The organism is Acidaminobacter sp. (assembly GCF_030247605.1).
GTDB lineage: Bacteria > Bacillota > Clostridia > Peptostreptococcales > Acidaminobacteraceae > Acidaminobacter.
The window spans coordinates 1-18,417 of record NZ_JAOTSB010000011.1 but is presented as its reverse complement, the minus strand read 5'-3'; the positions used below and the strand labels follow the sequence as shown (position 1 = coordinate 18,417).

The window sequence follows — 18,417 nt, the reverse complement described above, 5'->3', positions numbered from 1 at the left end:
TTCAACCTGTATACAGGTTGAATGGTGCGTGAATATAGCTTTAGTTTCTTTAAAGTTTATGAAATTTGAGAAGGTGCTGCAAAATAATACATTCTTACAAGGAGGCAGAATTGTGGAACTGACAAAGTTCGAAAGGGAGATGCTTGAAGGCAAGCATGGAGAAGGTACTGCAATCGCTATGAAAATTCAGGTAGCAATTGGAGATTCTTTTCACGCAAAAAGAATGGTACCAATAACGCGTGCTCACGTGGCCCTCAGTAATCAAGAGGCTGACCTTTGGTTCGCAGAAAAATTGTTGAAAGCGGGTGCGCACTGTAAAATTCCACCGACTGTAAATCCAGGGTTTAATCTCAACTATTTCAGAAGTGCAGGTAAAGTCACTGATGAATTCGCGAGCCTGATGCAGCGTACTCACGATACTTATAAGGCACTTGGCGCAGTACTATCCTATAACTGTACGCCATACATACAAACCAATGTCCCATTCTTTGGAGAAATTACTGCCTTTTCTGAGTCAAGTGCAACACCTTACATCAATAGTGTTTGGGGAGCAAGATCGAATCGAGAGGCAGCTCAGAGTGCACTATGTGCTGCTATTACAGGTGTTGTCCCCGAATATGGACTCTTACTCGATGAAAATCGATTCGGCGATATCTTGGTCAATGTTGAAGCTGATATAAAAAGCGATTTTGAATATCAACTTCTTGGATATATGGGAAAGAAAATTGGACCGGGCATTCCTGTTTTTACTGGTCTCCCTACACCAATCACGCCTGAATCTTTTATGAATCTTGGGGCACAACTTAATACCTCTGGTGCATATGGCATGTTCCACGTTTTGGGTGTTACACCTGAAGCACCAACTATGGAAGCCGCGTTTGGCGGAAAAGAACCTAAACGAATAGTTACAATCACAAATGATGATCTGAAGGAGATTCTGTCTCAAATCTCAGAGCCCGGTGAACAAAAAATTGACTTTGCCATGTTTGGTTGTCCTCATTTCACCCTTCGTCAAGTTCAGATCATCGCTGAGCGTATCCGCGGCAAAAAATTAGCTGTCGAAATGTGGATCCTCACCTCGAGTCATACTAAAGAAATGGCGGATCGAATGGGTTTCTTGGAGACGATTAGAGAATCCGGTGGGGATATAGTATCAGACACTTGTCCGGATCAACCATGCTGGCACTATCTTTCAGGAAAAACCGGTATAACGGATTCTCCAAAATGTGCCTATTATCCAAAACGCAGGGGGCTGAATTTTGTCATAAGAGACCTTGAAACCTGCATTGACGCCGCGCTGAAAGGGGAAATCGATTAATGTCTGTCAATGAAAAAAGTTTTTCATGCCATCGCATCTCAGAAGGTATCGCTGAGGGTGAAGTAATTGTTTCAAAAGACGACATTATGTTTTATCTGATCAATCCTGAAACAGGAGAGGTGATTGAAAAGGGCCATGATCTAGAAGGTAAAAGCATTGCTGGTAAGATTTTAGTCTTTCCGGGCGGAAAAGGAAGTTCAGTGGTCCAAGCCGACGGTCTATATCAGCTGGCAATGAAACAGAATGCACCTAAGGCTATGATCATTCAGAATCCTGATACAGTGCTTGTTTCCAGTGCTATCATAATGGAGGTCCCTATGGTGGATCAATTGGATGAAGCATTCTATGCTGAATTAAAAGACGGCTGCAAGGTCAGGGTGGATGCAAATTCAGAAAGAGTCGAATTTATCTGATTCATTTTGGCAAATTGAATTGTTTTGGAGGTGAGTGATCAGAACTTTAAATTACTTATAGTCTAAAGGTCTGGGTTGTTTGGAGTGAACATCAAAATTGAGGAGGAAGACTATGAAAAAGTTATCTGCACTTCTGTTGATTCTTGTGATGATTATTGGTATGACGGCTGGCTGCAGCAGTCCTGAACCTGCGCCTGCAACTGAGACACCTGCCGAAACCCCTGCAGAAACACCAGCTGAAAAAGTTGTCATAAAGGTGGCCCACATTGTTTCTGAAGATACAGCGACACATCGAGCTGCAGTTGCTTTTAAAGATTACGTAGAGAAAGAATCAGGCGGATCTATTGAAGTTCAATTATTTCCAAACGGACAATTGGGTGGCGACCTTCAAATTACTGAAGCTGTCGCGTTGAATACCGTTCAGATTTCAATACCATCAACCGCTGTCCTGACAGCATATGACCCAATTTTTGGCCTCCTTGACTTACCATTTATTTTTAAAGATGTTCGTGCAGGTTTTAATGCTTTAGATGGTGATCTTGGAAAGAAACTGGATGAAAAATTGGCGCCGGTCGGTCTCATGAACTTAGGTTACAGTTATAATGGCGCCCGAAGTATGTCAAACAATGTCAGACCAATCAACGAACCAAAAGATCTTGAAGGCATAAAGATGCGTGTTATGGAAAGTCCAGTTTTCATAGACATGTTCAAATACTTGGGCGCGAATCCAACGCCTATGAGCTTCGGTGAAGTGTTTACTGGTTTGCAGCAAGGCACAGTTGATGGTCAGGAAAACGCGCCTGCTCTTGTTTATGCATCAAAATTCTATGAAGTACAGGAATTCTACAGCCTAACCAGCCACGTTCAATCTTATCTTGTCAACATCATCAATGCTGATTTCTTTAACGGTTTGTCTGAAGATCAACAGAATGTTGTCAAGGACGGTGCTAGAAAATTCCTGGTAGAAGCAGAACGCGAAGACGAAATTAACGACAATATTGCAACTGTTGATAAGCTGAAAGAAGCAGGAATGAAAGTTAATGAAATTTCTGCAGAAAATATGCAGAAATTTATGGATGCACTGGTTCCAATGCATGACAAATATAAAGCGGAATTCGGTCAAGAATGGTTTGACCTTATCGATCAATACAACAAATAAATTTTCCCCTTGCAATCTTTGTCCCATTTTGCCGGGAGGTTGTACTTGCCTCCCGGCATCTTTCTAAATTTGGTAAATGGTCAAGAGAATTTTGTTATCTTAATGAAGTTTATATTGGAAGAAGGTGACGTGGATGAGAAAATTGCTTCGCCTCTATACTAAATTTGAAGAGCGATTATTAGTCGCAAGCCTTGTTTTTACCGTTACGTTGATCTTTATACAGGTCATAATGAGATATGTATTTAATAATTCATTATCATGGAGTGAAGAGCTTGCGCGTTACATATTTATTTGGCAAATCTGGTTAGGAACTGGTGTGGGAATTCGTTTGAAAGAGCAAATCAGGGTTGAAATATTTGCGAAGAAACTAAGTCCTGCTGGTGCAAAATGGTTAAATGTCATAGCCTTGACGATCCTGTTGCTGTTTTGCGTTTTTCTCGTCATTAATGGTTATCAATTAGTGATGAAAATAGCGGGAAGAAATGCACTTTCGACTGCTTTGAAAATTCCACTCAGCTATGTCTATTTATCCCTGCCATTTAGTTCAGCTATAACGAGTATCTATATCCTTGACCAACTTGTTGAATTATTCAAACCAGCAAAAGAAACGGAAGGGGGGACAATATAAGATGGAAGCGTTGTTTCTGTTTGGATCCTTTATTGTCCTGATCGTTCTCAGCGTACCAATCGGATATGCAGTTGGCATATCGACGGCTATAACACTGTTCTTATTTTCGGATATTCCACTTGTAATGGTGACCCAAAACGCAATTGCTGGGTGTGATTCATTTCCTTTGATGGCTATACCGTTTTTCATCCTTGCTGGAAGCCTGATGAGTACAGGCGGTGTGGCAAAGCGACTCCTTGATTTTGCTAACATGATCTTTGGTTACTTTACTGGCGGACTTGCTATGGTTACAACGGTATCATGCATGTTTTTCGCGGCCATTTCCGGTTCGGCCATGGCGACGACATCGGCTATTGGAACGTTCATGATCCCAGCTATGAAGGAAAGAGATTACGACACAGGTTTTGCTGCATCTTTAACTGCTGCTGCAGGAACCATCGGTGTCGTCATTCATCCAAGTATTCCGTTCGTTATCTATGGTGTCGTTGTCAACACTTCCATAAGCGACTTGTTTATTGCAGGTTTTATTCCTGGTGTTTTAATGGGTGTTGCATTACTCGCGACCTCTTATATATTGGCTAAAAAATACGGCTACAAAGGCACTGGGCATTTTCCTAAACCAAAAGAAGTTATAACGTCCTTCAAAGAAGCCATTTGGGCAATATTGGCACCAACCATCGTCCTCGGTGGCATTTATGCTGGCGTTTTTACCCCTACGGAAGCTGCGGTCATTGCAGTCGTCTACTCAGCGTTTGTTGGCGCCTTTATCTACAAAGAGCTTACCTGGAAGCTGCTTTACAAATCATTATTTGATACTATTTTGATCAATGGCATCACAACCTTTATGGTGGGTTTTTCCATGGCTTTTGCGGGGTATCTGAGCATTCAGCAGATCCCAACGGCGATTGCAGATGCTATCATGACCCTTACAACCAACAAAATTTTGCTTTTGTTGATCATAAACTTATTTCTTCTGGCGATAGGTTGTTTAATCGATAATATTCCAGCGACCATCATCCTTTCCCCAATACTCCTGCCAATTGTGACTCAACTTGGCATGTCACCTATCACTTTTGGTGTTGTCATCACAATGAACCTGGCAATAGGTTTTGTCACACCACCATACGGTATCAATCTGTTTGTGGCATCAGCTGTAGGTAAGGTTTCTATTGGCAGCATGATGAAATACATGAAATATTTTTTGCTGGCTTTGATCATAGTTTTAATGATCACGACTTATGTGCCGGCCACCACAATGTTTTTGGTTGATTTGTTGAAATAAGTAAATATGCATTCAAAAATACTTTGACATCAGTGATCTATGGAGGTGCACTATGAAGTTAACCGTTGAAGAAAAAGATATGCTCGAAGGCAAATATGGAGAAGGCATTGCAGCGGCAATGAAAATTCAAGTTGCAATGGGTGAGACATTTGAGGCTGAACGCATGGTGCCCATTACACGGGCTCATGTGGCATTAAGTGCTCAGGATGCAGATCTTTGGTTTGTGGATAAACTTCTCAAGCTAGGTGCGCATTGCAAGGTATCACCAACTGTCAATCCGAGTATTGACCTTAAATATTTGAAAAAACATCTTTTTGAGATTCCAAAGGCTGGTATTGATATTGTCAGTGCCACAAATGAAGCTTATAAGCAAATTGGGGCGACATTAACCTTCGATTGCACACCGTATTTACAACAAAACGTTCCAGGGTTTGGAGAAGTCATCGCCTTTTCGGAATCCAGCGCCACACCTTATGTCAATTCAGTATTTGGGGCAAGAAGTAATCGGGAGTCTTCTCAAAGTGCACTTTGTGCCGCCATTACAGGCTTGGTTCCGGAATATGGGCTGTTGTTGGATGAAAACCGCAAAGGCGAAATCTTGGTTGAAGTCACTGCCAAAATAGAAACAGATTTTGATTATCAACTCCTGGGATGGTGCTATCCAGAACTTTATAAAGGGCTGGAGATTCCGGTTTTCACCGGCATAAAATCAAGACCAACGCCTGCTGGATTCATGAATTTTGGAGCTCAACTCAATACCTCCGGCGCTGTCTCCATGTATCACATGGTAGGAATTACACCGGAAGCGCCAACGCTAGAAGCTGCATTCGGAAACAACAAAATAAAACATCGGATAAAAATTACAGATCAGGACTTGGCTGCGACCAGAGAAAGGCTGTGCAGGGAGCCAGGCAAAATCGATTTTGCCATGTTTGGATGCCCTCATCTCACTATAGATCAAGTAGAGACGATTGCTAAGACCGTTGGTGAGCGTAAATTCGCTGTGGACTTTTGGGTGCTGACCAGTTCGTTAACGCGTGAGCTAGCGGACCGCATGGGTTTCTTGGATGTCATTCAACGCGCTGGTGGTCATATCATCGCGGATACATGTATTGATGTACCACCTTGCTGGCAGCCGTACTACGGGAAGAATGCAGTCACCGACTCTCCGAAGTGCGCTTATTACAACGAGATCAGAGGAATTAAATTCAAAATTCGTCCGTTGGAAGAAGCGGTTGAGGCTGCGATTCTCGGGGAGGTGCTTAAATAATGGGAACAAAATTTTCCTGTAAACGAATTTCTGAAGGTTACGCTGAAGCTGAAGTCATTATTTCAAAAGATGCTGTGTGCTATTACTTGGTTGAGCCTGAAACCGGGTTAGTTGTCGAACGTAATCATGATCTGGAAGGCCGTAATATTGCTGGCAAGATTTTGATGATGCCGTCTGGAAAAGGCAGTTCAGTAGTCCAGGCCGATGGTCTTTTTAAGCTTGGACGCAATCAAAAAAGCCCCCTTGGTATGATCATTGAGCATGCAGATCCGGTATTAGTTTCAAGTGCGTTGATATTTGAAGTGCCCATGGTCCACAAAGTAGACCCTGAATTCTACAAGCTGATAAAAGATGGTGATCGGATTATTCTGAATGCCACAGAGGGCTGGATTGAAATTTTGTGACCATAAGTGTTCGAGAATTCAATTCAAACTGCCATACTTAAATTGATTACCCGAACTAGAGGGAGGCATTCAATTCATGCAAATGAAGATACCCTATGGACCAGACAGTATTACTTTTGAAATTCCAAATGAAAATTTTTTATTTGAAGGCAATTTAAAGAACACAAAGGGGGAGTCCCATCTAGCTGATGCAGTTCGAAAAAGTCTGGAGAATCCCTTTGGCTGCCAGCCGCTCAAGGCATGCGTGAAACCAAAAGACCGCGTCCTCATATTGATTGAGGATGCGACTAGATCAACGCCGGTTAAGGAAATCCTGCCTGTTTTAGTCGATTACCTTCTAGAGTGCGGATTGACGTACGAACAGATTGAGATTTTGACGGCACCTGGATCTCACAGGATGATGACGGAAGCAGAAATACTGGAGAAAGTTGGGCCGGATTTATTCGATAAAATCAAGATCCATCAGCATGATTACCAAGATGAAGGCAGCATGATCACTATGCCTTCAGTCTTCGTAAAAGGATTTGAGATTCCTGTTCAGGTCAACAAAAAAGTCAATGAAGTGGATTTCATAATTGGCATTGGAAATATAATTCCGCATTCAGATGCTGGATTTTCAGGTGGAGCAAAGATTCTGCAACCAGGCATTTGTGGATACCCTACTACTGCCGCAACACATATTTCGGCTGCAATGCTTGATGAGATCCCGCTTGGCGTTGTAGACAATCCGTGCAGGCTTGGAATGGAGCAGGTCGCAAGACAAGCGGGATTGAAATTCATCATCAACACCGTCAAGAATCATCTTGGCGAAGTTATAGAAATTGTCAGCGGTGATTTTGTTGAGGCCCATCGGGAAGGTGCCAGAATTTCAAGAAATGCATTTTCTATTGAAATGCCAGAACTTGCCGATATTGTCGTCGTCAGCTCCTACCCTGCAGATTTGGATTTTTGGCAAGCTTTGAAAGGGGTTACCTCAGCCTATTTTGCTGTCAAGCCAGGTGGAACTATTGTCTTTGCCAGCCCTTGCTATGAAGGTCTTGCCCACAATCACCCCAAATTTTCTGAATGGTTGAGTATGAGTTATCATGACATTCTCGAAAAAGCAAAGTCTGCACCAATTGATGACAAATCGATTGATCTCATTTCAGCTGTTCTTGCTGTATGTAATTCAAGAGCTCGAGAAAAAGCTCAGATTTTAGTTGTATCACATGGTCTGAGTGATGAAGATGTCGAGGTATTGGGCTACAAACGTGAGGAAAGTGTACAGTCAGCAGTGGATCAGCTGCTAAAGCGGAATCCTGGCGCAACCATTGGCATCCTGCCGCGTGGTGGGGACTGCTTGCCGGTATTAAAAGGTCAGGGAGAGGGCGAATTTTGTTAAATGCTTGAATTCATGTGCTGACCAGCGGTACATTTCCAAAGTAACTGTGCATTATTAAAATGGATTTTGCCTGAAATTCTCCAAAGGGTGAACCTCTTTTGCACAGAAATTTCAAAATCACTGTACTGGCTTGCGGCTCAGGGAGGTTTGATCCTTGTTTAGAAATTGTTTAAAGCAACTCGACCCCTACAAAGCTGGAAAACCGATCTCGGAGCTAAAGAAAGAATTAGGTTTAGATCAGGTGTACAAATTGAATGCAAACGAAAATCCCATGGGCCCATCAACTGAAGCCATGAAAGCGATTGCTACGATTATTGATCAGATCAGCACTTATCCGGATGCAGGTTCAGACAGACTTAGACTTGCGCTATCTGGGCTGTTGGGTACTAAGCCGTCACAAATCCTTCTCGGAAATGGCGGAGACGAGATTATCAGACTTGTGACAGAAATTTTAATTGATCCAGGGGATGAAGCTATTGCCAGTGTTCCCTATTTCACACTCTATAGAAATAATGTCCAACTCATGAATGGGATTCTCAAAGAAGTTCGTTTTGAGTCTTTTGATTTCGAACCCCAGAGAATACTGGAAGCAATAACCTCAAAAACCAAATTAATTTTTTTGACTTCCCCTAATAACCCTACCGGTACAATTATTCGTAGGGAAAAATTAATTGAATTACTTGGACAGGTACCAAAAGATATAGTCATTCTGCTTGATGAAGCCTATTACGATTATGCAGCAGACTGTCTGGAGTATCCGGATGGCATTGCTTACCTGAAGGATTACGATAATCTGATTGTGCTAAGAACATTTTCTAAATCATCAGGTCTTGCAGGTATGAGAGTTGGATATGCTGTGTCTTCTGAAAAAATTATAGAGGCTTTACTTAAAGTCAAGCTTGTGTTTAATGTTAATATATTGGCTCAAGCGGCTGCTCTAGCGGCGCTTCAAGATCCTAGACATGTTCAGAAAAGCATACAGCAAAACAAAAGATCATTGAAAAGGCTGTACGATTATTTTGATTCTAATGGACTCGAATATGTGCCATCCTTCGCCAATTTTGTATTTGTAAATTTTGATCGACCTGTTTTGGAGGTAATCCAACATTTTTCTAAGGATGGGATCTTTATAACACCTGGCACGGTCTGGGGATATGACAATTGGGGAAGGATTTCCACTGGCTCAGATGAAGCTATGACCGCAGTGATCAATTCAATGGATCGATGGATGAAGAAGTAAATATTAAGCGTGCATACTTTTTGGATACCTCTATCCTGCTAAGATTCAAAACCCAGCGACACCCCCACGGGGGTGTCGTTTCCTTTCTCCAAATATGCTATAATAATCCATACGTATTCACACTGACAAGGAGGTCGATACCTTGGAGCTCACCTATTACAAATGCCCGCTTTGCGGCTTTGTTTATCAAGTGCCGGAGTACTGGATGGACTTTTCTCCTGAGGAAACCCTGGAGATGACGCATATCAACCTGGAGACCAAAGAAGTCTGCACTGAGACAACGCTTCAGAAGCTGAAGCCTTAACATGACGACGCCGGAGGAACCCATCTTGATGACACTTAAAATTGCGATGCTGCACCTTAATGCCATTGCCGGCAAACTGGAGCATAACAGGCGCCTGATCGAGCGCGGCGTTGATACCGCCCTTAAGGCGGGCGCGAAATGGATCATCACCCCGGAAACCGCTGTCAGCGGGCTTCAGTTTTCCCATTTGATAGGTACGGCCTGGATTGAGGCGCAGCCGGATGCCTGGACTCTGGAGCTCGGAAGGCGCGTGAGTGACGCAGGCGCTTATCTGTTCCTTGGTCAGCCGGAACGAGGCGAAGATGGACTTTTTTATAATACTGTCTTTGTGCTGGGTGGTGGGCAAGGGACCATCGGCAGCCAGAGGAAAATGATTGTGCACTCGGACGGCTGGTCGAGCTTTGGCGAGGAGATTAAGCCGGTAGTCATTAACCAGATCCGTGTGGGCATCATGATCTGTGCGGACGCTTACACCAATAAAGTCGCGGACGGGCACCTCGCTCAGGGGGTGCAGGTGCTGGTGGCGCCAAGTGCCTGGGGACCCGGGCACTACGGACCTGAGGGCGAGTGGGAGCAGCGCTCCAGGGAGACGGGACTGCCGGTGTTTGTGTGCAACCGGACAGGAGAGGACAAAACCGTGAAATTTTGGGAGGCCCAGAGCCTGGTGATCCACCGGGGTGAGCGTCTTCTGACCCACAAAACCCAGCGCTCCGAAGCGCTGATTTTCGAATGGGACTTTGACGCCCAGAGGCTGGTTTCAAAAGACTTCGAAATAGTTACCCTTGAAGAACAATAATGCCATGGAGGCGATCCAAATGACCCATCCTACAGCTGATCAAGGACCTATCAGTTTTACACTCAGACAGTTCCAAAAAAGTGACCTCGATTGGGTCATAGACCGCCATGACAGGCTCTATGCGGAGGAACAGGGTTTTGACGATACTTTCCGCCCCTACGTGGAGGGACCGGTCTACGATTTTGGCGCTACGGCAATTCCTGAAAAGGAAAATCTTTGGGTAGCTGAGGCCTGGAAAGGCACAGGGTCTGAAGGTATACGCGCCGGCATGATCGCCATTGTCCGCGTGGACGACACAGAGGCTCAGCTCAGGTGGTATCTCATTGAGCCCGAATACCGCGGCTTGGGACTAGGCCGGACCATGATGCGCGCTGCACTGGAGTTTACAAAGGCGGCGGGTTACAACAAAGTATTTCTCTGGACCGTCAGCCAACTGGATGCTGCGCGCCACCTTTATACGGATTTTGGTTTTCAGATTACCGAGATCGAGACCCACGACATCTGGGGGAAGGTTCAAACTGAAGAACGGTGGGAACTGACACTTTAGGCAGTAAGGATTCACCTGTAACCGACAGCATTGACGGACAAGTATGCCAAATGGACATCCTGTTTCTCATAAGCGCCGAATACCGGCCGCACCCGTGAGTTGGCTTCATAAAACCTACATATGAAGGAGAAAAGAGCCATGAACGTCGTCAAGCTTATCCGGAGTCTAATGCTGCTGCTCCATGTTTTCGTTGGCGTGGGTGCTATCGCAGGTGGTCTTGGTGCCATCCTCAACCCTGTCGCACCGGGAGGCGCAAGTGTGGAACTGCTCAAAACAGGTCCCTTTGAGACCTTCCTCATCCCTGGGATCATTCTATTTACCTTGTTTGGTCTCGGCAATCTGGCCGCAGCCTCTTGGCTTGTACTACACTGGAAGCAGCCGGACCGAGGCGCTCTGATCCACGGGTACGCCTCTGGCATCCTGGGCGCAGGCCTGATCATCTGGATTGTCGTTCAGTGCCTGATGCTTCGAATGATTGTGCCCCTTCACGTCATAATGTTCTGCGTGGGTGCCCTACAGGGCCTGTACGCCCTTAAAGTTCTTTGGGAACGCAGCGCGTTTCCGGTCAGCCTGGTTAAACAGGTGCTGGGCGGGTTGAAATAACTTAATGAGGGTGCCCTCAGAGAATCGTCAGCTGCCAGTAACCTCTTAAAGATTTCTCTTAAATGGGCACCCTTTTCCAATTGAGCACCTATTACGAATGATATAGGCAGGTGAGTGCATGAAGGACCGCATTTCGAATGAACAGATCACAGCTAAATCAAAGTCCCGAGTAGGGAAGGCCGCTCTTTGGATCCTCCTGACGGTCACCGCCTCCACAGCTTTTTTTGGTGCTCTGCCGATGGTCTTCGCCACTCAGGCCCCACCCAAAGCCACTTCACAGCCCCATGCCCCTGTTGCTCAGGAAACCCTTGAAGCCATTGAAAACCTGAATGCCGAGGAACTCGTCCTGTTGTCTGAGCTCTTCGAGACCGCTTCGCGTATTGATCAGCTGGAGGCTGAAATGGCCGTCATCCAAAACGACATCAGCGCTCTTGGCGGTCAAATTGAAGAAAAGCAGTTTCAGATCAACGAAAGCGCCAAGGCTTATGACGCTGTCAGAGACACACTGGGGGAGATCCTGAAATCCCAGCAGCGGGCGGGTGCTGCCTCCAACCTCGAAGTTGTTCTCAACGCCACAAGTCTCAAGGATCTGCTCAGGCGGTTAAATCTGCTCAGGGAATTGTCCCGCAAGACAGATACCCTGATGCAGGAGACCCAGGCAGCGCGCCTCAGGCTGGAAGAAGAAAAGGCGGCACTTTCATTGCTCTTTGCGGCGCAAAAGGCAAAAGAAGCAGAGCTGGCAGAGACCCTGCGAAGCCTGTCTGAAGCACGAACCGCCCTCGAATCCCAGCTGCAGGCCCTGGCCTCAGACCGGGCTTTTTATGAGGCGAACCTCAAGAAACTGGATCAAAGCTGGTCCGCCTTCAAACCCGTCTTCACCGAGTCAGTCACCGCTCTGTCAGAAATGCTGGAGTCAGGGGATGTTCCTACTGGGACGATTGAGCTTGAGTTTTCTCCAAGCGGGGTTCAAGGGCGGATCACGGATGACAAATTCAACACAGCGCTCAGCAGCCGGCAAGACCTGCCCGAGCTTCGCTTTGACTTCACAAAAAAAGGTGTCCTCATGACCTTTGTCAAGGAAAAGGCTGAGCTTCAGGGGTATTTCGAGATTGTGGAAGAGCGCCAACTGGCATTCAAAGTCGAAAGCGGCTCTTTCCAAGGCGTTTCAATGAGCAAAGCCGCCCTGGAGGATCTGGTTTCAAGGGGCACCTTGACCTTTGACTTATCAGGCACCCTGGGCAAAAGCACACTGCGCCGGATCACCCATGAGGATGGGACGATTGCGCTCACCATAGACATTAAACTTTTTTAGGAGGTGTCCCATGATTCATGCCGAAAAAGCCAGTCTGACCTACCGCGACGGGACACAGGCCCTGAAAACCTTCGATCTTCACATTCCAAAAGGTGAGCTGGTCTATATTACCGGTCCCAGCGGCTCGGGCAAGACCAGCCTGTTAAAACTGCTGATGGGCATTGAATTCACCTCCTCCGGCAACTTGGAGGTTTTGGGCCAGCCTATGTCGCCACACCACGAAAGTGCCATTAGAAAGATGCGAAAGCAGGTCGGACCCGTCTTCCAGGATTTCCGACTTTTAGAAGGCCGGACCGTTCTGGACAACGTCCTGCTGGGCATGCGTTTTTTGGATATCAAGCCTCATGACAGGAAGGTCAGGGCGGAGGAAAGCATTCACAGAGTGGGCCTGGACCATAAGCGCCATCATCCTATCAGCAACCTGTCCTGGGGCGAGTGTCAACGCGTGAGCATTGCCAGGGCTGTCGCCCGGAACCCCATTCTGATTGTTGCAGATGAACCCACCGGCAACCTGGACAAAGACAACGCGATCCACATCCTGCGTCTCCTGGAGTCCTTCCGTTCTCCTGAGACAACGGTTGTCATAACGACCCATGCGACGCATCTCATGACCACGGGTCAACCGCTCCTGCACCTGATCATGGAAGCGGGGCAGATGACCGCAGAAAGGCGGGGTGCAGATGTCTAAACTGCTGAGCAACCTGGGCTACGTCTTCCAGGAAGTTAAAACTATCTTAAGGCTGAACGGCATTTCCAGTCTCCTGTCCCTCATCAGTCTGACCCTGATCTTTTTCGTGGCTATTTTGGCTATGAGCAGCTGGCAGATCAGCACCAGCCTGGTTCAGGCCCTTGAGAACGAGGCGGAGATCAGCGTTTATTATGACGCGGCCCGGGTTGAAAGCGGCGACCTGGATTTGTCCGACCTGATCTCAGAGATTGAGTCTGCCGATGGCACCCTGACCACACTCCCCATCAGCGCAGAAGACGCCTACACGCAAATGTCCGTCATTTTAGGGCAGGACGCAGCAGTTCTGACCCAGTTTGACGAGAACCCCTTCGAACCTTATTTGGAAGTGGGCATCGATCTGAGCAAGCTGACTGAAGTGATTGCCGAGATCAAAAGCCTCGACGGTGTGGTCTATGTCCGGGACAATCAGACAGTGCTGGAAAAGGTAGCCTCCATTGCGGGCGTCGTTTCCGGGGTTGGGATTTTTGTAGCCTTAGCCGTGGGACTGGCCACCTTAATGGTCACCTCCCACATCATTCGCGAAGGGGTGCATTCCAACCGCGAGCAGATTATGACGCTGAAACTGCTGGGCGCCCCAAATGGATTTATCTATCAGCCCTATGTCATGGGCGGCGTATTGTTGACCACCTTGGCAGGACTCCTGGCAGCCGGACTCTTTTTGTGGTTTGTGACGGTCGTCAGTGCAGATCTGGCCGAGGTCATTACCTTCCTGCCGCCTGTTAATGCCGACCGTATGATTTCTGTGACTTTGTGGGGCGCGGTGGCGGCGAGCTTTGTCCTTGGCCTGGCCGCAAGCCTGCTTGGCCTCAGCATGATTCGAAATCATGGGATGCGGGTGTAAAATAAGAAAGGAGCGGACAATAATGCTGGATACCAATCTTAAACATCTTGTGACAGCCAAAGAGCTGGAGGATACAATTAACGAAAATGAAAATGTCATGGTCTGCTGCGGACGCATGGGTCCTATGTGTATTCCGGTCTACGGTGCTATGGAAAGTCTAGAAGGCAAGTATCCTAATGTAGAGTTCAGAGATATGGAATTTGATTCGCCGGAAGCCAAAATTATCAAAACGCTCCCTGAATGCCGCAACTTCAGAGGGCTGCCATTTACGGTCTATTATAAGAGCGGCAAAGTTGTCGCCGCAACCGCTAGTATCCAGACAAAAGATCAGATTACTGAGATTTTGGACAGGGAATTCAAATAGAAGCAGGTTTAGGCATGACTGACGCGAGTGGTCGTGTGTGTGGTGATTGATACTAAAAAGGGGAAGAAAGTCCCGCCCCTGCTGGCAGCTGCAGCAGGGGCGGGACTTTCTTTCCTTATTTTTTTATGCTAAATTAAGATAAAGATTAATGCAGCTACCCCATAAAATAAATTTTCAGAGGAAGGGTTGATTTAAGTGATATCCAACAAAATGATGGAACAAGTCTCAAAGAGCTCCGTGATCCGCGCCATGTTCGAGGAAGGCAAGCGCCTTGCCAGCATTTACGGTGCAGAGAACGTCTATGATTTCAGTCTTGGCAATCCAAATGTCGAAGCACCGGAAGAAGTTAAAAAGGCAATTATAGAAATTCTTCAGGAAGAAAAACCCGCAGCCATTCATGGTTACATGAACAATTCCGGCTACGAAGATGTGCGGGAAGCGATCGCTCAAAGCTTGAACAAACGCTTTGGAACGGGCTTTAACGCAAAAAACATCCTAATGACCGTTGGTGCTGCAGGGGGATTAAATGTCGTTTTCAAGACGCTGCTCAATGCAGGAGACGAAGTCATTACGTTTGCGCCATTTTTTGGGGAATACAACAGCTATGCTTCCAACTATGACGCTAAGCTGGTCGTTGTTCCTCCTAATACGGTTGATTTTCAGCCGAACCTTGATGCTTTCAGCGATCTGATTACAGACAGAACTAAAGCCGTTATAGTCAATTCGCCAAATAATCCAACGGGTGTCGTGTATTCGGAAGCGACCATTATCAAGCTTGCCGAAATCCTCAATGAAAAGCAGAAAGCGCTGGGCACCAGCATCTACATAATTTCTGACGAGCCTTACCGCGAGCTGGCTTATGACGGTGTCGAGGTACCTTATCTCACCAAATACTATGCCAATACTATTGTGGGCTATTCTTACAGCAAATCGTTGTCCCTTCCAGGGGAGCGCATTGGCTATCTGGTTATGCCAACCGAAATGGCGGATTTTGAAAACTTTGTCTCCGCGGCGAATATTGCCAACAGGATCCTTGGCTTTGTCAATGCACCTTCTCTGTTCCAGCGCGTCATTGCCAAATGTCTGGATGCCCAAGTGGATTTGGAAGGTTACAACCGGAACAGGGAACTGCTCTACAATAATTTGAAGGCTTTCGGTTATGACTGCATCAAACCTGAAGGCGCGTTTTACATGTTCGTCAAAGCCCCGGTTGCAGATGATAGAGCATTCGCTGAGATGGCCAAGTCAAAAAATATTCTCTTGGTACCCGGCAGTGCCTTTGGATGCCCGGGCTATGTCAGAATCGCTTATTGTGTCGCTTACAGCACTATTGAGAACGCGTTGCCAGGCTTCAAAGCTTTAATCGAAGAATGCCGCGCTCAAGCCTAGTGCTTAATCCTGACAACAATTAAGACGATTGCCTTTCTGCGTCGCTGAAGGAGGTCTGTGCCATGATCAGGGACATGATGGACTCAAATGAATATCAGCTTTGGGAGGGAAAACCTGAAAAGGTGACCTATATTATAGGAAATCCAGTGATGTATATAGTTGCTTTGGTCTGGGGTGCCTTTGACTTCGCGTTTATTGGCTTGATGTTCGGGGTTGGCGGTGGCTTGCCTATGGGGTTTGGACTGTTCATGATCCCATTCTTCCTGCTGCATTTGATGCCGGTCTGGATCGCAGTGGGCGGGCCCATCTACAGGGCAATCAACTGGAATTACATCCAATATGTGTTGACGGACAAGCGGATCTATATCCAGTCCGGAATCATTGGACGAGATATAAATGTGGTGGAATTCATGGCGATCAGCGAACCTGAAGTTAACGTCGGACTGATTGAGAAGCTGAGAGGCTGCGGCACCATACGCCTGACACCAAGTATGTATTGGGATGGAGATGGGAATCGGCGTACCTCCAATAAAGGTGCGCTGCTGCATATTGAGGATCCCTATAATGTTTACAAGAGGATTAAGCAAATGTCGGTAGATATAAAAAGCGACATCCATTACCCAAATGCGCTGAGACCGGAAGAAAACCCTGGTTATAATACGAAATATGATCCAAAGTCCTGACCATCTAAAACCGGTGTTAATCGTCGACATTGGTAAACCGGATGAGGCAGTGAGACTGACGGAGTTGCCGGACAGCGGCGACGTCAGCTGCTCCCGGAACGAGCAGCATGTGACTTATGTGCCGAAGCGGCCTATGGATGAATTGCTGATTAACAAATAGACTCAAGACTTAGGATGAAGGGATTAAAATTTGCCCAATCCCAATGGACTGTCATAAGTAATAGTATGCAAAAAACGAACAACCCCGGTCGAAAAACCGGGGTTGTTTTTTTAAAGTGTGAAATTCAAACTATGTTGTTCTTCTAGCCAAAGAAGTTCATGAAGGTGGTGATGATGGCGGCATTGAAGAAGTCGATGAAAAGGCTGCCTACCAATGGAAGGATGAAGAAAGCGACTGGTGATGGACCAAAACGGCCGGTGATGGCTTGCATATTGGCAATGGCGTTAGGCGTTGCACCCATACCGAAACCGCAGTGGCCGCCAGCAATAACCGCGGCGTTGAAGTCGCGGCCCATGACATTGAAGGTCACGAAATAAGCGAAGATGGCCATAAGTATTGTTTGCGCGAGCAGCATAACGACCATTGGGACAGCGAGTTCAGCGAGTTCCCAGAGTCTTAAGCTGGAGAGGGCCATTGCGAGGAAGAGTGAAAGAGCAATGCCGCCAATCATTTCAATTTCAATTTCTGGTGTCTTCCAAGTCTTTTTAATATCAGAAATATTTCGCATGATAGCTGCTGCGAACATAGCGCCAATGTAGGACGGGAAAGTCATGAACTGACCGAGAAGGGCAGAAATGATGGTGCCAATCCCCATTGCGAGGATAATTTGAATGGTTGCGGAAGTGATGGTTGCAGGAATCAGCTGCTCTTCAATAGGGGTTGCTTCGAACTCAGGATCTTCGTGCATTTGAGGGTAATCTGACATTTCAGCATTTTTTATTGAAGCGCCTGTTTCTGGTTTGAGTTTGTGCTTCTCAATGAGACCCTTCGCGATTGGACCGCCAATCATGCTGCCCATAACCAGACCAAAAGTCGCTGCTGCCATAGCAACAGACATTGCGCCGAGTGCGCCGCGATCTTCAAAGAGAGGGGCGAAAGCGCCGGAGGTGCCGTGGCCGCCGGTCATAGGGGTCGAACCAGTAGCCAAACCGATCAACTCGTTCAAACCGAAAACTTTCGCGAGGCTGACGCCAAGAATGTTCTGAAGTAAGACGAGTACGACAGCTACAGCTAAAAAGGTGAAGACTTTGACGCCGCCTTTTTTAAGGACGCGAAAACTTGCTGTGAAGCCAACGGTGGTAAAGAAAGCAGTCATTAATACGCTTTGAAGTGTGTTGTTGAAGACGAAAGCAAGAACTCCTGTTTGTCTGAGAACCAGGGCGAGGATCGCGAACAGAAGTCCGCCAATGACTGGAGCGGGGATACAGTACTTCTCAAGGACGCTGATTCGTTTTCTGAGGAACTGGCCAATTAGCAGAATGATGGTGGCGAAGGCCAAAAACTGAATCATATCCAGATTGAGTGCCAGCATTCCAAGTTCTTGATTCATTTCGAACATGTACATACCTCCTGAGATTAGGTTTTGAATGAGTGCGTCTTATTAATATATTCTAGAACCAGTGTAACACAGGTCGCTAACTGGCGCAAAAAAGAAAAAAAGCGGCAATACAAGGTATTCACCCGTACTGCCGCTTAATGCATAAATCAAAGTTTCTTACAGTCTGAGTTCATAGT

21 protein-coding genes are annotated in these 18,417 nt (G+C 46.5%); 20 read left to right on the top strand and 1 reads right to left on the bottom strand.

Translation table 11 applies throughout. The features are described 5' to 3' along the window. Positions 1-28 precede the first annotated feature (28 nt). The 20 genes from OEL90_RS06990 (at position 29) to OEL90_RS06895 (ending at position 16,842) form a co-directional block, all read left to right on the top strand. A complete protein-coding gene (locus OEL90_RS06990; RefSeq protein WP_331488110.1) occupies positions 29-1,318 on the top strand; it encodes an aconitase X catalytic domain-containing protein in 1,290 nt (429 codons plus the stop codon). Then, entirely contained in the window at positions 1,318-1,731 is a 414-nt protein-coding gene (locus tag OEL90_RS06985) for an aconitase X swivel domain-containing protein (protein ID WP_291404315.1), read from the top strand. The genes OEL90_RS06990 and OEL90_RS06985 overlap by 1 nt, the downstream gene beginning before the upstream one ends. A 112-nt stretch (positions 1,732-1,843) precedes the next feature. After that, positions 1,844-2,890 (top strand): DctP family TRAP transporter solute-binding subunit, encoded by a 1,047-nt coding sequence (locus tag OEL90_RS06980; protein WP_291404313.1) that lies wholly within the window; start codon positions 1,844-1,846, stop codon positions 2,888-2,890. A gap of 133 nt (positions 2,891-3,023) precedes the next feature. Further along, the gene (locus tag OEL90_RS06975) at positions 3,024-3,518 is read left to right on the top strand and encodes a TRAP transporter small permease (protein WP_291404311.1); all 495 of its coding nucleotides are present in this window, start codon (positions 3,024-3,026) and stop codon (positions 3,516-3,518) included. A 1-nt stretch (position 3,519) separates the two neighbouring features. Then, the gene (locus OEL90_RS06970) at positions 3,520-4,800 is read left to right on the top strand and encodes a TRAP transporter large permease (protein WP_300687651.1); all 1,281 of its coding nucleotides are present in this window, start codon (positions 3,520-3,522) and stop codon (positions 4,798-4,800) included. 52 nt (positions 4,801-4,852) lie between these two features. After that, complete coding sequence (locus OEL90_RS06965) at positions 4,853-6,070, top strand: aconitase X catalytic domain-containing protein (protein ID WP_300687650.1); 1,218 nt, start codon at positions 4,853-4,855, stop codon at positions 6,068-6,070. After that, positions 6,070-6,474, top strand: a complete 405-nt coding sequence (locus OEL90_RS06960; RefSeq protein ID WP_291404305.1) for an aconitase X swivel domain-containing protein — start codon at positions 6,070-6,072, stop codon at positions 6,472-6,474. Before OEL90_RS06965 ends, OEL90_RS06960 begins: the two co-directional genes overlap by 1 nt. A gap of 76 nt (positions 6,475-6,550) precedes the next feature. After that, positions 6,551-7,855, top strand: a complete 1,305-nt coding sequence (gene larA / locus OEL90_RS06955; RefSeq protein ID WP_291404303.1) for a nickel-dependent lactate racemase — start codon at positions 6,551-6,553, stop codon at positions 7,853-7,855. A 154-nt stretch (positions 7,856-8,009) separates the two neighbouring features. Further along, positions 8,010-9,095, top strand: a complete 1,086-nt coding sequence (gene hisC / locus OEL90_RS06950; RefSeq protein ID WP_291404302.1) for a histidinol-phosphate transaminase — start codon at positions 8,010-8,012, stop codon at positions 9,093-9,095. Positions 9,096-9,237: 142 nt separating this feature from the next. Next, positions 9,238-9,399, top strand: coding sequence for a hypothetical protein (locus OEL90_RS06945; protein WP_291404301.1), 162 nt, complete (start codon positions 9,238-9,240; stop codon positions 9,397-9,399). A 28-nt stretch (positions 9,400-9,427) separates the two neighbouring features. After that, positions 9,428-10,195: a carbon-nitrogen hydrolase family protein gene (locus OEL90_RS06940; protein ID WP_291404379.1), complete on the top strand. Its 768-nt coding sequence runs from the start codon at positions 9,428-9,430 to the stop codon at positions 10,193-10,195. Between the two features lie 19 nt (positions 10,196-10,214). Beyond that, positions 10,215-10,742: a GNAT family N-acetyltransferase gene (locus OEL90_RS06935; protein ID WP_291404300.1), complete on the top strand. Its 528-nt coding sequence runs from the start codon at positions 10,215-10,217 to the stop codon at positions 10,740-10,742. Between the two features lie 138 nt (positions 10,743-10,880). Beyond that, on the top strand, positions 10,881-11,345 hold the full coding sequence (locus tag OEL90_RS06930) for a hypothetical protein (protein ID WP_300687647.1): 465 nt from the start codon (positions 10,881-10,883) through the stop codon (positions 11,343-11,345). A gap of 118 nt (positions 11,346-11,463) precedes the next feature. Further along, complete coding sequence (locus tag OEL90_RS06925) at positions 11,464-12,657, top strand: PcsB-like coiled-coil domain-containing protein (RefSeq protein ID WP_300687645.1); 1,194 nt, start codon at positions 11,464-11,466, stop codon at positions 12,655-12,657. A 10-nt stretch (positions 12,658-12,667) separates the two neighbouring features. Further along, the gene (locus tag OEL90_RS06920; protein WP_291404295.1) at positions 12,668-13,345 is read left to right on the top strand and encodes a cell division ATP-binding protein FtsE; all 678 of its coding nucleotides are present in this window, start codon (positions 12,668-12,670) and stop codon (positions 13,343-13,345) included. Next, entirely contained in the window at positions 13,338-14,246 is a 909-nt protein-coding gene (locus OEL90_RS06915) for a cell division protein FtsX (protein WP_291404293.1), read from the top strand. The genes OEL90_RS06920 and OEL90_RS06915 overlap by 8 nt, the downstream gene beginning before the upstream one ends. A 22-nt stretch (positions 14,247-14,268) precedes the next feature. Beyond that, a complete protein-coding gene (locus OEL90_RS06910) occupies positions 14,269-14,610 on the top strand; it encodes a hypothetical protein (RefSeq protein WP_291404291.1) in 342 nt (113 codons plus the stop codon). A gap of 195 nt (positions 14,611-14,805) precedes the next feature. After that, positions 14,806-15,999 carry a pyridoxal phosphate-dependent aminotransferase gene (locus OEL90_RS06905; RefSeq protein WP_291404289.1) on the top strand — a complete coding sequence of 398 codons (1,194 nt, stop codon included), beginning with the start codon at positions 14,806-14,808 and terminating at the stop codon, positions 15,997-15,999. A 62-nt stretch (positions 16,000-16,061) separates the two neighbouring features. Continuing rightward, on the top strand, positions 16,062-16,682 hold the full coding sequence (locus OEL90_RS06900) for a PH domain-containing protein (protein ID WP_291404287.1): 621 nt from the start codon (positions 16,062-16,064) through the stop codon (positions 16,680-16,682). Then, positions 16,666-16,842, top strand: coding sequence for a hypothetical protein (locus tag OEL90_RS06895; protein ID WP_300687643.1), 177 nt, complete (start codon positions 16,666-16,668; stop codon positions 16,840-16,842). Before OEL90_RS06900 ends, OEL90_RS06895 begins: the two co-directional genes overlap by 17 nt. A 142-nt stretch (positions 16,843-16,984) precedes the next feature. Here the strand turns inward: OEL90_RS06895 and gltS are convergent, their stop codons facing one another. Beyond that, positions 16,985-18,241 (bottom strand): sodium/glutamate symporter, encoded by a 1,257-nt coding sequence (gene gltS / locus OEL90_RS06890; protein ID WP_291404285.1) that lies wholly within the window; start codon positions 18,239-18,241, stop codon positions 16,985-16,987. Between the last annotated feature and the right edge of the window lie 176 nt (positions 18,242-18,417).